This window comes from Mycobacterium sp. PS03-16 (genome assembly GCF_004570325.1).
Classification (GTDB): Bacteria; Actinomycetota; Actinomycetes; order Mycobacteriales; family Mycobacteriaceae; genus Mycobacterium.
The window spans coordinates 19,326-32,305 of record NZ_SPQO01000046.1 but is presented as its reverse complement, the minus strand read 5'-3'; the positions used below and the strand labels follow the sequence as shown (position 1 = coordinate 32,305).

At 70.8% G+C, this 12,980-nt stretch carries 15 protein-coding genes; 9 read left to right on the top strand and 6 right to left on the bottom strand.

The window, feature by feature from the left end:
* Nucleotides 1–130: 130 nt before the first annotated feature.
* Nucleotides 131–871, bottom strand: coding sequence for a dienelactone hydrolase family protein (locus tag E4P42_RS24455; protein WP_135128936.1), 741 nt, complete (start codon nucleotides 869–871; stop codon nucleotides 131–133).
* A 43-nt stretch (nucleotides 872–914) separates the two neighbouring features.
* Here E4P42_RS24455 and E4P42_RS24450 point away from each other — a divergent pair, with 43 nt between their 5' ends.
* From E4P42_RS24450 to E4P42_RS24430, 5 genes are all read left to right on the top strand, one after another.
* Nucleotides 915–1,715, top strand: a complete 801-nt coding sequence (locus E4P42_RS24450; protein WP_135128934.1) for a thymidylate synthase — start codon at nucleotides 915–917, stop codon at nucleotides 1,713–1,715.
* Entirely contained in the window at nucleotides 1,712–2,203 is a 492-nt protein-coding gene (locus E4P42_RS24445; protein ID WP_135128933.1) for a dihydrofolate reductase, read from the top strand. The genes E4P42_RS24450 and E4P42_RS24445 overlap by 4 nt, the downstream gene beginning before the upstream one ends.
* 89 nt (nucleotides 2,204–2,292) lie before the next feature.
* Complete coding sequence (locus E4P42_RS24440; protein ID WP_135128931.1) at nucleotides 2,293–3,015, top strand: hypothetical protein; 723 nt, start codon at nucleotides 2,293–2,295, stop codon at nucleotides 3,013–3,015.
* A 9-nt stretch (nucleotides 3,016–3,024) separates the two neighbouring features.
* Nucleotides 3,025–3,603, top strand: a complete 579-nt coding sequence (locus E4P42_RS24435) for a TetR family transcriptional regulator C-terminal domain-containing protein (protein WP_135128929.1) — start codon at nucleotides 3,025–3,027, stop codon at nucleotides 3,601–3,603.
* Between the two features lie 14 nt (nucleotides 3,604–3,617).
* Nucleotides 3,618–4,829 (top strand): winged helix-turn-helix domain-containing protein, encoded by a 1,212-nt coding sequence (locus E4P42_RS24430; protein ID WP_135128927.1) that lies wholly within the window; start codon nucleotides 3,618–3,620, stop codon nucleotides 4,827–4,829.
* Nucleotides 4,830–4,832: 3 nt separating this feature from the next.
* Here the strand turns inward: E4P42_RS24430 and E4P42_RS24425 are convergent, their stop codons facing one another.
* Complete coding sequence (locus tag E4P42_RS24425; protein ID WP_135128926.1) at nucleotides 4,833–5,111, bottom strand: hypothetical protein; 279 nt, start codon at nucleotides 5,109–5,111, stop codon at nucleotides 4,833–4,835.
* A 168-nt stretch (nucleotides 5,112–5,279) separates the two neighbouring features.
* Between E4P42_RS24425 and thyX the strand changes: the two genes are divergently transcribed.
* The 4 genes from thyX to E4P42_RS24405 all read left to right on the top strand — a co-directional run bounded on the left by thyX (nucleotide 5,280) and on the right by E4P42_RS24405 (nucleotide 9,161).
* Entirely contained in the window at nucleotides 5,280–6,032 is a 753-nt protein-coding gene (gene thyX / locus E4P42_RS24420; RefSeq protein WP_135128924.1) for an FAD-dependent thymidylate synthase, read from the top strand.
* Between the two features lie 24 nt (nucleotides 6,033–6,056).
* The gene (gene dapA, locus E4P42_RS24415; RefSeq protein ID WP_135128922.1) at nucleotides 6,057–6,959 is read left to right on the top strand and encodes a 4-hydroxy-tetrahydrodipicolinate synthase; all 903 of its coding nucleotides are present in this window, start codon (nucleotides 6,057–6,059) and stop codon (nucleotides 6,957–6,959) included.
* Between the two features lie 4 nt (nucleotides 6,960–6,963).
* The gene (locus tag E4P42_RS24410; RefSeq protein ID WP_135128920.1) at nucleotides 6,964–8,640 is read left to right on the top strand and encodes a ribonuclease J; all 1,677 of its coding nucleotides are present in this window, start codon (nucleotides 6,964–6,966) and stop codon (nucleotides 8,638–8,640) included.
* A 332-nt stretch (nucleotides 8,641–8,972) separates the two neighbouring features.
* Complete coding sequence (locus tag E4P42_RS24405) at nucleotides 8,973–9,161, top strand: hypothetical protein (protein WP_135128917.1); 189 nt, start codon at nucleotides 8,973–8,975, stop codon at nucleotides 9,159–9,161.
* Nucleotides 9,162–9,168: 7 nt separating this feature from the next.
* Here E4P42_RS24405 and E4P42_RS24400 read toward each other — a convergent pair whose 3' ends face one another.
* The 4 genes from E4P42_RS24400 to E4P42_RS27120 all read right to left on the bottom strand — a co-directional run bounded on the left by E4P42_RS24400 (nucleotide 9,169) and on the right by E4P42_RS27120 (nucleotide 12,944).
* Entirely contained in the window at nucleotides 9,169–10,266 is a 1,098-nt protein-coding gene (locus E4P42_RS24400; RefSeq protein ID WP_135128915.1) for a helix-turn-helix transcriptional regulator, read from the bottom strand.
* Nucleotides 10,267–10,376: 110 nt separating this feature from the next.
* Nucleotides 10,377–11,039 (bottom strand): response regulator transcription factor, encoded by a 663-nt coding sequence (locus tag E4P42_RS24395; protein WP_135128913.1) that lies wholly within the window; start codon nucleotides 11,037–11,039, stop codon nucleotides 10,377–10,379.
* Nucleotides 11,024–12,595 (bottom strand): cell wall metabolism sensor histidine kinase WalK, encoded by a 1,572-nt coding sequence (locus E4P42_RS24390; protein WP_245234208.1) that lies wholly within the window; start codon nucleotides 12,593–12,595, stop codon nucleotides 11,024–11,026. Before E4P42_RS24390 ends, E4P42_RS24395 begins: the two co-directional genes overlap by 16 nt.
* Nucleotides 12,588–12,944, bottom strand: a complete 357-nt coding sequence (locus E4P42_RS27120) for a hypothetical protein (protein WP_167759613.1) — start codon at nucleotides 12,942–12,944, stop codon at nucleotides 12,588–12,590. Before E4P42_RS27120 ends, E4P42_RS24390 begins: the two co-directional genes overlap by 8 nt.
* Nucleotides 12,945–12,980: the final 36 nt, after the last annotated feature.

Here is a 12,980-nt window from a genome sequence, read left to right as displayed (position 1 = left end):
GATCTGCACCAACTGGCTGGTGATGTTCATCGTGCTGATCATCCTGTCGGTGGTCGCCGGCATCTACGCCGCCCGCGGCGTCCTGCGCGCCTTGGGGAAGCTGAGGCAGCGCGGGCGCACCACCGCCTGATCAGCTCGGCAGGGCGCGCTCGAACAACTCCTGCAGCGCGATCCAGTGCCGCTGGGCGGCCTCCTCGTCGTAGGGCGCGTTGTCGGGCACCGCGAAGCCGTGCCCGGCCGGATAGATCTCGACGGTGTGCTCGACACCGGCCGCGGTGAGCGCCTTGTCGAGGGTCTCCGCCTGGGCGGTGGTGAACGAGTTGTCGTTCTCGGCGCCGGCGACGTACACGGTGGCGGTCATCCGGTCGGCGAGCAGGTGCGGGCTGGACTCGTCGTCGGTGACCAGGCCGCCGCCGTGGAACGATCCCGCCGCCGCGACCCGCTCGGGCAGCAGGCCGGCGACGATCACCGACATTCGGCCGCCCATGCAGTAGCCGCACACGCCGAACCGGTCACCGCGGACCTCCGGCCGGCCGGCCAGGAAGTCGAAGAACGCCGCCGCGTCGGCGGCCATCTTCTCCGGCGTGATCGAGCCGATCATCCCGAACAGGCGTGCGCGTTCGGACTTGTCGCCGAAGACCGTGCCCATGTCGAACGGCTGCCAGTCGCCGCTGCGGTAGTACACGTCGGGCAGCAGCACGGCGTGCCCGAACCCCGCGAGCCGCGCCGCCATCTCCTGGAACGTGGGGCGCACACCGCCGGCGTCGGGGAACATCACCACACCGGACCACGGGCCGGGGCCGTTGGGCGTGTGCAGGGTGACCGGACAGGAGCCGTCGGCGGTGGTGACGGTGGTGCTGATACTCGGCATGGCTACCGTTCTACTCGCACGCGCTGGCAGTAGGCTGGCCGACGTGCCGATCCCCACGCCCTACGAGGACCTGCTGCGGGAGGTCCTCGATCGCGGCACCGCGAAATCCGACCGCACCGGGACCGGGACGCGCAGCCTGTTCGGCCACCAGCTGCGTTACGACCTCTCGGCGGGCTTCCCGTTGATCACCACCAAGAAGGTGCACCTCAAATCGGTGGTCTACGAGCTGCTGTGGTTCCTGCGTGGCGATTCGAACGTGCGCTGGCTGCAGGAGCACGGCGTCACCATCTGGGATGAATGGGCAAGCCAGACAGGTGAACTCGGCCCCGTTTACGGGGTGCAGTGGCGGTCCTGGCCGACGCCGTCGGGCGAACACATCGACCAGATCAGCGCGGCGCTGGAACTGCTGCGGACCGATCCGGATTCGCGGAGAAACATCGTCTCGGCGTGGAACGTCGGCGAGATCCCGCAGATGGCACTGCCGCCGTGCCACGCGTTCTTCCAGTTCTACGTCGCCGACGGCCGGCTGTCCTGTCAGCTCTACCAGCGCAGCGCAGACCTGTTCCTGGGGGTGCCGTTCAACATCGCGTCCTACGCGCTGCTGACCCACATGATGGCCGCGCAGGCCGGCCTGGGGGTGGGCGACTTCGTGTGGACCGGCGGGGACTGCCACATCTACGACAATCACATCGAACAGGTCACCGAGCAACTGAGCCGCGATCCGCGCCCGTACCCGGAACTCGTGCTTGGGCAACGAGATTCGCTGTTCGACTACACCTATGAGGACGTCGTCGTGCGTCACTACGACCCCCATCCGGCGATCAAGGCTCCGGTGGCGGTGTGAAGACCGTCGGACTGATCTGGGCGCAGTCCACCTCCGGGGTGATCGGTCGCGGCGGGGGCATCCCGTGGCGGCTGCCCGAGGATCAGGCGCGGTTCAAGGAGCTCACCCTCGGCCATACCGTGGTGATGGGCCGGCTGACCTGGGAGTCGCTGCCGGCGAAGGTGCGCCCCTTGCCGGGCCGCAAGAACATCGTGCTGAGCACCCATCCCGACTATCTGGCCGATGGGGCTGAGGTCGTCACCGGCATCGATGCCGCCCTCGGTGACGATGAGACGTGGGTGATCGGCGGCGAACGGATCTACACGCTGGCGATGCCGCACGCCACCCGCTGCGAAGTCACCGAGGTGGAGATCGACCTGAAACGTCAGGACGCCGACGCCATGGCCCCCGTGCTCGGCGCGGCCTGGGCGGGCACCACCGGTGACTGGCAGATCAGCGAGTCCGGCCTGCGCTACCGCTACCACAGTTACGAGCGGGCCGACCGCTGACTGAGCCCCGGAATGTCTCCGAACGTCGCGGCGTTGCCCAAGACGACCGGTCATATAGAGCGGTTCACGGCAACGAACGGGAGACCGCGATGACACTTCTCGACGAGGTCATGGCCACCTACGGCGGCGCTGACCGCTGGAGGCAGGTCGACACGATCAGCATTCACCAGACCGTCGGCGGCGTGCTGTGGCCGCTCAAGGGGGTCGCCGGCATCCTCGACGATTCCCGGGTGGAGACCCGGGTGAGGGACCAGCACGTCTGGCACCGCCCGCTGCCGGTGCCGGGGCTGCGCTCACACTTCACGCCCGACCTCGTGGTGATCGAGCAGGACGATCCCGCGCACGGCCGGGTCGACGCCCTGGGCGACCCCCGCGCGTCGTTCGCCGGGCACACGCTCGAGACACCGTGGTCCGTTCTGCAGCTGGCGTACTTCGCGGGATACGCGATGTGGACCTATCTGTCCGAGCCCTATCAGCTGACCCTTCCCGGCGTCGTGACCGAGGAACTCGGCGAGTGGCGCGAGGACGGGCAGACCTGGCGCCGCCTGGGGGTGCACTACCCGGACCACATCGCCACGCACAGCCGTGACCAGGTGCTCTACGTGGACGCTGACGGTCTGCTGCGCCGCCGGGACTACCAGGTCGACATCGCAGGCGGATCACCGGCCGCGCACTACATGGCCGACCACCACGAGTTCGACGGCATCGTCGTGCCGGTCACCCGGATCGTCCACCCGCGCGACGACGCAGGGCGGCCGGTGCGAGACACCGTCACCGTGTCCATCGACATCGACGACGTCCGGATCAACTGAAGGAGACGTGTGCCGAGGCCGAGCCTGCGAGACGCGTTGCTGGACGCCGGATTCGACGAACTCCATGCCGGCGGGTACGCCGGCACCGGGGTGGCGGCGATCGCGGCGGCCGCCGGCGCGCCGAAAGGATCGTTCTACAACCACTTCCGCAGCAAGGAAGCGCTCGCCGTGGAGGTTCTCGCGCGGTACGGGCGGCAGCGGCGGCTCGACCTGCTCACCGAGCCCGGGGTGCCGGCGCGGCAACGGATCGGAAACCATCTCGATCACCTCCGCGCCGATCTCGCCGCCCACGGCTTCCGGCGGGGGTGCATGTACGGCAACTTCGCCGCGGAGGCGCCCGCAGACGCACCCGAGGTCACCGCGGCGGTGGCCGCCGCGCTCGAGCGCTGGCGCACCGCGCTGGCCGGAACCATCCGCGACGGACAGCAGGCGGGTGAGATCGATGCCGGACTCGACGCCGGAGCCGCGGCCCAACTGATCGTCGACGCGTGGGAGGGCGCCGCCCTGCGCGCGAAGACCACCGGCGACAGCGCCCCCGTCGACAACGTCGCCGCGCTGGTCTCCGACCGCATCCTGTCGGTGCCATAGGCGACGATGACCTGATGGCCGCCTCCCTCACCGTCGCGCAGGCCCGCCGGATCGCCGTGGCCGCGCAGGGCCTCACCGAGCCGAGACCGCGCGGCCCGGTGACGCGGGCGCACCTGCGCCGGCTGATCAACCGCATCCAGGTGCTGCAGCTGGACTCGGTGTCGGTGGCCGTGCGCGCGCACTACGCCCCCGTGTTCAGCCGGCTCGGCCCGTACGACCGTGGCGTGCTCGACGGTGCGGCGTGGGCGCACTCCTCCCGGGCACCCCGGCTGCTGGTCGAATACTGGGCCCACGAGGCGGCGCTGATGGCCGTGGACGACTGGCCGCTGCTGCGATGGCGCATGCGCGAATACACCCACGGCCGCTGGGGCACCCACATCGTCAAGGCCAACCCTCGCCTCGTCTCCGATGTGGTCGCGGCGGTCACCGAGCTCGGCCCCGCCACCGCCGGGCAGATCGAGGACTATCTGGGCGCCGCGCAGCGCGGCCGCAAAGGCCCGTGGTGGGACCGCAGCGACACCAAGTGGGTGACCGAGGCGCTGTTCGCCGCCGGGGTGCTGACCACCGCGACGCGGGTGGGGTTCGCCCGCCACTACGACCTCACCGAACGGGTGCTGCCCGCCGAGGTGGTGGAGCGCGAGGTCGGCGACGACGAGGCGGTGCGTGAGCTGTGCCTGCGGGCGGCCGGCGCGCTGGGCGTGGCGACGGAAGCCGACATCCGCGACTACTTCCGGCTGGCGGCCAGAGCGGCCAAACCCGCGATCGCCGACCTGGTCGCCGCCGGTGAACTCGAGCCCGTCGCGGTCGACGGCTGGGCCGCCCCGGCCTACCTGCGGGCCGGGCAGACCGTGCCGCGCCTCGACCGGGGCACCGCGCTGCTGTGCCCGTTCGATCCACTGATCTTCTTCCGGCCCCGCGTCGAGCGGCTCTGGAACTTCCACTACCGCATCGAGATCTACACACCGGCGCCCAAACGGCAGTACGGGTATTACGTGTGGCCGTTCCTGCTCGACGGTCGGCTGGTCGGCCGGGTGGACCTCAAGGCCGACCGCGTGAGCGACGCCCTGCACGTCGTCGGCGCGTTCACCGAGCCGGGGGAGGACGCCGGGTATGTGGCCGCCGCGCTGGCGTTGGAGTTGAAGACCATGGCGGCGTGGCTGGGCCTGGCCGACGTCACGGTCGGGGAGCGTGGCGACCTGGTGGCCGTACTGCGCGCCGCGCTCTGAGCGCTACACCTGGCCGCGCAGATCCGGCCACGGTGGCCGGCGCACCATCGCCACACCGGCCAGCGTCGCCGACACCAGCCCGACCAGGATGCCCATCAGCGCGATGCGGGTGCCGTCGGCCGCCGGACGCCATACCGACTTGCCGTCCTTGATCACGAACACGCCGACCGGCTTGGTCACCGGGACGATCGTGGTGCCGTCGGGAGCCTGATACGGCTCGCCGAACACGGTCGACGGGGCGGGGCCGGCGGCCGGGACGGGGTGGCTCTCTCGCAGGTTCATGTCACCTGCTTACCTCGGCGACGTCGGGCAGGTGCCGGTTCGCGTGTGCGGTGTCATACGCGACGCGCCGGTCGCGGCGGATGAGGCCGCACACCCGACGACGCGCCCGCCCGAGGACCCGCCCACCCGACGGCCCGGGCAGACCCGGCCACGCCATAGGCTCACCGCGTGGCCGAGACCGCGCCGCTGCGTGTGCAGCTGATCGCCAAGACGGAATTCCAGACGCCGCCCGACGTGCCATGGGACACCGACGCCGACGGCGGGTCGGCACTCGTCGAATTCGCCGGCCGGGCCTGCTACCAGAGCTGGTCGAAGCCGAATCCGCGCACCGCGACCAATGCCTCCTACGTCCGCCACATCATCGACGTCGGGCATTTCTCGGTGCTCGAGCACGCGTCGGTGTCGTTCTACATCTCCGGCATCTCCCGGTCCTGCACGCACGAGCTGATCCGGCACCGGCACTTCTCCTACTCGCAGCTGTCGCAGCGCTACGTGCCGGAGCGCGACGCGCAGGTGGTGGTGCCGCCCGGCATCGAGGGCGACCCCGAGCTCGAGGAGATCTTCGCCGCGGCGGCCGACGCCAGCCGCGCCACCTACACCGAACTGCTCGCCCGGCTGGAGGCCAAGCTGGCCGACGTCCCGAACGCCACGCTGCGCCGCAAGCAGGCCCGCCAGGCCGCCCGGGCGGTGCTGCCCAACGCCACCGAGACCCGCATCGTCGTCACCGGCAACTACCGCGCCTGGCGGCACTTCATCGCGATGCGGGCCAGCGAGCACGCCGACGTGGAGATCCGCCGGCTGGCGATCGCCTGCCTGCGCGAGCTCGTCGCGGTCGCCCCCGCGGTGTTCACCGACTTCGAGATCACCACGCTGTCGGACGGCACCGAGGTGGCGACATCGCCGCTGGCTACGGAAGCGTGAGGTCCAGCGGGTAATCTTGCGCCCGTGAGCACCAGCGGATTCGACGTGACGGCCCGGTTGGGCACCGTGCTGACCGCGATGGTCACCCCGTTCAAGCCCGACGGCACGGTCGACACGGACGCCGCTGTGCGCCTGGCGAACCACCTGGTCGACTCGGGATGTGACGGTCTGGTGCTGTCGGGCACCACGGGGGAGTCCCCCACCACCACCGACGACGAGAAGCTGACGCTGCTGCGTGCGGTCCTCGACGCGGTCGGCGACCGGGCGCGGGTCATCGCCGGCGCCGGGAGTTACGACACCGCCCACAGCATCCACCTGGCCAAGGCGTGTGCGGCCGAGGGGGCGCACGGTCTGCTGGTCGTCACGCCGTACTACTCGCGGCCACCGCAGGCCGGCCTGCTGGCCCACTTCACCGCGGTCGCCGATGCCACCGCACTGCCGGTCGTGCTCTACGACATCCCGCCGCGCTCGGTGGTCCCGATCGAATGGGACACCATCCGCGCGCTGGCGCAGCACCCGAACATCGTCGCGATCAAGGACGCCAAGGGTGACCTGCACGGCGGCGGGCAGATCATCGCCGAGACCGGACTGGCGTACTACTCCGGCGACGACGCGCTGAACCTGCCCTGGCTGGCGATGGGTGCGGTCGGCTTCATCAGCGTGTGGGGCCACCTGGCCGCCGGCCAGCTGCGCGAGATGCTCTCGGCGTTCACCTCCGGTGACGTCGCCACCGCCCGCAAGATCAACGCGACGCTCGGCCGGCTCGCCGCCGCCCAGGCCCGCCTCGGCGGCGTCACGCTGTCCAAGGCCGGGTTGGGTCTGCTCGGCTTCGACGTCGGCCAGCCACGGTTGCCGCAGGTGCCCGCCACCGCCGAGCAACTCGCGACGCTGGCCGAGGACCTGCGGGCCGCCGCGGTGCTGCGGTGATCGCGTGAACACCGAACTCAAGCCCCCGAAACCGCTCGCGGTCGGCGGCCTGAGGGTCACCGCGCTGGGCGGCATCAGCGAGATCGGTCGCAACATGACCGTCTTCGAACACCTCGGCCGGCTGCTGGTGATCGACTGCGGCGTGCTGTTTCCCGGGCACGACGAACCGGGCGTCGACCTGATCCTGCCCGACCTGCGCCACATCGAGGGCCGCCTCGACGACATCGAGGCCCTCGTGCTCACCCACGCCCACGAGGACCACATCGGCGCCGTGCCGTTCCTGCTCAAGCTGCGGCCCGACATCCCGGTCGTCGGGTCCAAGTTCACCCTCGCCCTGGTCCGCGAGAAGTGCCGCGAGCACCGGATCAAACCGAAGTTCGTCGAAGTCGCCGAAGGGCAGCGCAGCACCCACGGCGTCTTCGAATGCCAGTACTTCGCGGTCAACCACTCGGTGCCGGGCTGTCTGGCCGTCGCGTTGCACACCGGCGCCGGCACGGTGCTGCACACCGGCGACATCAAACTCGACCAGCTGCCCCTCGACGGACGCCCGACCGACCTGCCCGGAATGTCGCGCCTCGGCGACGCCGGAGTGGACCTGTTCCTGTGCGATTCGACGAACGCCGACCGGCCCGGCGTCGGACCGTCGGAGAGCGAGATCGGCCCCACCCTGCACCGGTTGATCCGTGGGGCCGACGGCCGGGTGATCGTGGCGTGTTTCGCCTCCAACGTCGACCGGGTGCAGCAGATCATCGACGCCGCGGTCGCGCTGGGCCGGCGGGTGTCGTTCGTGGGCCGGTCGATGGTGCGCAACATGGGCATCGCCCGCGAACTCGGCTTCCTGAAGGTCGAGGACCGCGACCTGCTCGACATCGGTGCCGCCGAGATGATGCCGCCGGAGAAGGTCGTGCTGATCACCACCGGCACCCAGGGCGAACCGATGTCGGCGCTGTCGCGGATGTCGCGCGGCGAGCACCGCAGCATCACGCTGACCGCCGGAGACCTCGTGGTGCTGTCGTCGTCGCTGATCCCGGGCAACGAGGAGGCCGTCTACGGCGTGATCGACGCGCTGGCCAAGATCGGCGCCCGGGTGGTCACGAATGCTCATGCGCGCGTCCATGTCTCGGGTCACGCCTACGCCGGCGAGCTGCTGTTCCTCTACAACGGCGTCAAGCCGCGCAACGTCATGCCGGTACACGGCACCTGGCGCCACTTGCGGGCCAACGCGGCGCTCGCGCAGCGCACCGGTGTGCCGCCCGAGGCGATCATGCTGGCCGAGAACGGCGTGAGCGTCGACCTGGTCGGCGGGAAGGCGAGCATCGCCGGTGCGGTCAGCGTCGGCAAGATGTTCGTCGACGGGCTCATCACCGGCGACGTGGGCGAGAGCACGCTGGGCGAACGGCTGATCCTGTCCTCCGGTTTCGTCGCGGTCACCGTGGTGGTGCACCGGGGCACCGGACGGCCGGCCGGGCCTCCCAACCTGATGTCGCGCGGGTTCTCCGAGGATCCCAAGGCGCTGGAACCGGCCGCCCGCAAGGTGGCGGACGAGCTCGAGGTGCTGGCGAACGACGCGGTCACCGACCCCGCGCGGATCGCTCAGGCGGTGCGCCGCACGGTCGGCAAGTGGGTGGGCGAGACCTACCGCCGCCAGCCGATGATCGTGCCGACCGTCATCGAGATCTGACCCTCGACGCGAAGTTCACCCATTCGAACGAGGTGCGGCGCCCGCCGGCATGGTTGATTGGCTTCAGCGTCAATTCCTGTCCATCGGACAGTGGGGGCGTCACGCAGAGGAGGAGCGCCGTGCCGAGAGTCGATCACCCGTAACGGGCACCGCGTCCATGCCCGCCGGGGTTCGGGCATGACGCGCCCTTCTCTGCACCGCAATCGCGTTCGCGCGCTTGCGGATCCGGGGGCCGCCGGGGCCGCCGCCGTTCTCGCGGCGGTTCCGGCGCTGGCTTTATCGTGTTGTTCCGCAGCGTCGTACCGCTGCGTCATCGTCATCGGGGATTCACCATGCACGCTCATCAGCTCGTTCATCCTTGGCACCTCACGTGGGACTGGGCCCGTGCGCACCGGCGCCCGGCCGTCCTGGTGATCCATCACGCGCCGCGCGTGCTGCCCGAACACCGCTCGCACTACTACCCGTCGCGCTGCAGGTACCTGGAGTCGGCGGCCATGTCGCGGGCGATGTACCGGCTCTGAGGTCCGGTCACGGGCTGGAGCGCAGCAGCAGGCGCATCAGTTCGGCCTGACGGTGCGTGCCGGTCTTGTCGAAGATGTGCTGCAGGTGGGTCCGCACCGTCTGCAGTGACACCGACAGCTCGTCGGCGATCTCCTTGATGGTCGAACCGCGCACGATGCGCTCCGCCACCTGCGTCTCGCTGCGGGTGAAACCGTAGAGGTGGCCCCACAGCGCCCCGGCCGGCAGCGCGTCACCGGTGGTGTCGACGACGACGAGCAGGGCGGCGGCCCGGGTCGGATGGTCGTCGCCGGGTTGCAGCGGGACGACGTGAATCACGAACGCGCGCCTGCCCGATGGTCGCGGGCAGGTGAAGCTGTGCCCGGAGCGCGATCCGGCCCGGCCGGCCAGCGCGGCGTGCAACGCGTACTCCAGTTCGCGCTGTGTGCGCCGGTCAGCGGCCTCCAGTCGTCCGTCGCGCAGCGTCAGACCGTCGCCGTGCGAGAGGACGCACTCGGCCGCCGCGTTCGTCTCGATGACGCGCCCTGCCGCGCCGACGATCACCATGGCGTGGCGGATGGTGTCGAGCGTGCTGCTGAGCATCGCGTCGTGGCGGTCGGTGCTGCGCAGGTCATGCGCCACCCGCAGGGCCTGCTGCAGGTGGCCGATCAGTTCTGCGAACACCTCGACGCGTTCGGCGGTCGCGAATGTGCCGTCCCGGGACCCGGTGTGCACGACGAAGCAGGCGCAGACCGCACCGTCACCGAGCCGGACGAACAGGCCGTCCTCGATGTCGTTGGGATGCAGCCAGTCGGCGTAGAACTCCGAATGACGGTGCGGGACCAACAGTTCGGCACCGGTGCGCACCGCGCCGACCGGCCCGCCACGCAGATCCGCCAGGGGCCGGTCGAGGCGGGCGAAGTGCTCGGTGTAGCTACGCCGCGCCGCGTCGGGGAGCGTGGTGTCGTCGATCGACCAGATCGGGGCGGATGCGGTGGTCAGCAGGGCGCCGCCGTTGCCGCCGAGCGTGTCGGCGATGTCGCGGATCGCGCTCTCCCAGCGGTGGGGAGAGGTCGCGGCCGCGTAGATCCCCGCGGTCAGGCGCGAGAACTCCGCCAGCGTGAGCATCGCCGGGTCGCCGAATCTTCTCGTTGCGCCTGCACAGGGTGCCCCTTCCGGTGGGGTATGCCCGACCGTAACCGGTCGGCGGCCACCGTCGTCCGGTTTGACCAAGCCGCTCACACGGCGTCGAGGCGGTATCCCATCCCGCGCAGCGTGACGAACCGTTCGGCGCCCAGCTTGCGCCGCAGATACCGCACGTAGACGTCGACGACGTTGGAGCCGGGGTCGTAGTCGTACCCCCACACGTGGCTGAGCAGCTGCTCGCGGGACAGGACCTGGCCGGGGTGGCGCAGGAAGGTCTCGGCCAGCGCGAACTCCCGCGCCGATAGATCCACGGTCCGGCCGTCCACATCGGCCCGCCGCGTCCGCAGGTCCAGGCGCAGCCCGCCGTAGGACAGCACGGTCAGCTCCGTGGCGCGCTCCGAGGTCAGCCGCAGCCGGACCCGCGCGAGCAGTTCCTCGAACCGGAACGGTTTGGGCATGTAGTCGTCGGCGCCGCCCTCGAGGCCGGCGACGGTGTCCTGCACGCTGGTGCGGGCGGTCAGCACGATCACCGGGATCGTGTTGCGTTCGGCGCGCAGCTTGCTCAGCACCGCGAACCCGTCCATTCCGGGCAGGCCGATGTCGAGCACCATCAGGTCGAAGCCGCCGGTCGTCGCGTAGTCGTAGGCGGACGGGCCGTCGCCGACCACGGTCACGGTGAATCCGTTGGCGGACAGCCCCTTCTGTACGAACGACGCGATGCGGGGTTCGTCCTCGGCGATCAGGATTCGGGCCATCGCGCCTCCAGGTGTCCCGGGATCAGAACGGTGAACGTCGCACCGCGTCCGGGCATGCTGTCGAGCAGTACCTCGCCGCCGTGCGCCACCGCGATCGCCCGCACGATGGACAGGCCCAGCCCGGCGCCGTCGGAGGACGGGCCGCGCTGATCGCCGCGGGCGAACCTCTCGAAGATGTGGGCGCGGTCGGCGTCACTGACCCCCGGCCCGCTGTCGGCCACCCAGAATCGCAACCAGCCGCCGGACAGCTGCGAGCCGACGCCGATACGGTCACCCGGTTCGGTGAAGCGGCACGCGTTGTCGGCGAGCGCCACCAGCGCCTGGGTGATGCGCTGCGGGTCGAGCACCGCATTGACCGGCGCGGCCGTTTCGAGCACGAAGTGCCGATCACCCAGTCTGGTCAGTTTCTCGAACACCTCCTCGGTGAGGGCTGCCACGTCGACCAGGTCGGTGTGCAGGAACGTGGGCTGCTCGGAGTGCGCGAGCAGCAGTAGGTCCGAGACCATCCGGTTCATCCGCTCGAGTTCGTCGTCGACCAGGGCCACCGTCGAGCGCACGTCCGCCGGATCGGCCGCGTCGACCACTTCGAGGTGGCCGCGCACGATCGTGATCGGGGTGCGCAGTTCGTGGCCGGCGTCGTCGATGAACCGGCGCTGCGCGGCCACCCCGGACTCCACCCGGTCGAGCATGCCGTTGAGCGTGCTCACCACCGCGTCGAGCTCGTCGCGGTCGGCGGCGCCGCGCGACGGAATCCGCATCGACAGGTCGGTGTCGGTGATCGTGTGCGCGGTCTCCACGACATCGCGCAGTGGCCGCAGGATCCGGCCGGCGATGAGCCAGGCCGCGGCGGCGGCGCCGAGCGTCGTCACCGAACCGACGATCAGCATCAGACGCGCCGCGGTGTCCGCCTCCTCGCGTTCGGCGTCGCCGAGGTAGGCGGCGACGATGACACCGCGCGCGGTGTCGCCGTCGAGGGCGACGGGAATGGCCAGGTACCGCACCTCGCCGACCTGCGGATGCTGATAGCGCCCGGAGGCCGGGGCGGTCACCGACGCGACCTGCGCGGCGAAGTCCGGGTCGCGGGCGAGCACCTCCTGGGCGCCGGGTTCCTGGCGGCTCTGGGTGCGGTACTCGCCGTCGACGTAACCGAGGAACTTCTCGTTGGGACGCGCGATGTTGTAGGCGATCGCCTCACGGATCACCTCGTCCACGCCGGCGAACGGTTCGCCCGTGCGCGGGTTGACCCCGGGTTCGGTCAGCTCGCTGAACTCCTCGACCTCGAAGCGCAGCGCCTCGTCCATCCGGGTGTTGATGCTCGAGATCAGCAGCCGCCACGTCACGAACGTCACCACGCCGAGCGCGGCGAGCACCAGCAGCAGCATCCAGCCGATGATGCGGGTGCGAGCGGTCGACGGCAGCAGACGTCGCCACCGGGAGGTGGTCGGCGGCGCCGGCGGCGCGGGATGGGTCATGACGGTCTCCGGGGGTGCGGCGTGCCGACCATCCTGCCCGGCGGGTCCGCCGCCGCGGGTCAGCACGGATGCGATCTCAGTCATCCCCGCCGTCGTCACCGTCGTCGCCGTCCTCCCAGTCGTCGTCGCCGCCGTCGTCCCCGTCGTCGTCGGTCCAGGTGACCGGCGGCGGCGGGGCGGGCACGTCCTTGGGTTGCGGGGTCTGGCGCGCCGGGGTCGGCGGCGCGGCCGGCGCGGGGGAGGGCGGTCCCATCCGGGCCGGCGGAGCGGGGTCGGCCGGCGGTGCGTTGGGCGCGGGTGGGCTCAGCGCCGGGGTCTGCACCGTGATCGGCTGCAGCGGCGCGGAGTCGGACGTCGGCAACAGCGCCATGGTCGCGGCGCCGACACCGCCGGCGGTCGCGAGCACGGCGAAGACGATCAGGGCGGCACGCATGAGAACCAGCGTGTGGCGCCGGGATGGACCCGCGGT

Coding starts and splice junctions, on each gene's coding strand:
- E4P42_RS24400 (WP_135128915.1), bottom strand. CDS start 10,266: ATGCTCACGCTGGCGGAGTTCTCGCGCCTGACCGCGGGGATCTACGCG.
- E4P42_RS24390 (WP_245234208.1), bottom strand. CDS start 12,595: ATGACTGAGATCGCATCCGTGCTGACCCGCGGCGGCGGACCCGCCGGG.
- E4P42_RS27120 (WP_167759613.1), bottom strand. CDS start 12,944: ATGCGTGCCGCCCTGATCGTCTTCGCCGTGCTCGCGACCGCCGGCGGT.
- E4P42_RS24430 (WP_135128927.1), top strand. CDS start 3,618: ATGGCCGCCTCCCTCACCGTCGCGCAGGCCCGCCGGATCGCCGTGGCC.
- E4P42_RS24425 (WP_135128926.1), bottom strand. CDS start 5,111: ATGAACCTGCGAGAGAGCCACCCCGTCCCGGCCGCCGGCCCCGCCCCG.
- E4P42_RS24395 (WP_135128913.1), bottom strand. CDS start 11,039: ATGGCCCGAATCCTGATCGCCGAGGACGAACCCCGCATCGCGTCGTTC.
- E4P42_RS24405 (WP_135128917.1), top strand. CDS start 8,973: ATGCACGCTCATCAGCTCGTTCATCCTTGGCACCTCACGTGGGACTGG.
- E4P42_RS24455 (WP_135128936.1), bottom strand. CDS start 871: ATGCCGAGTATCAGCACCACCGTCACCACCGCCGACGGCTCCTGTCCG.
- E4P42_RS24440 (WP_135128931.1), top strand. CDS start 2,293: ATGACACTTCTCGACGAGGTCATGGCCACCTACGGCGGCGCTGACCGC.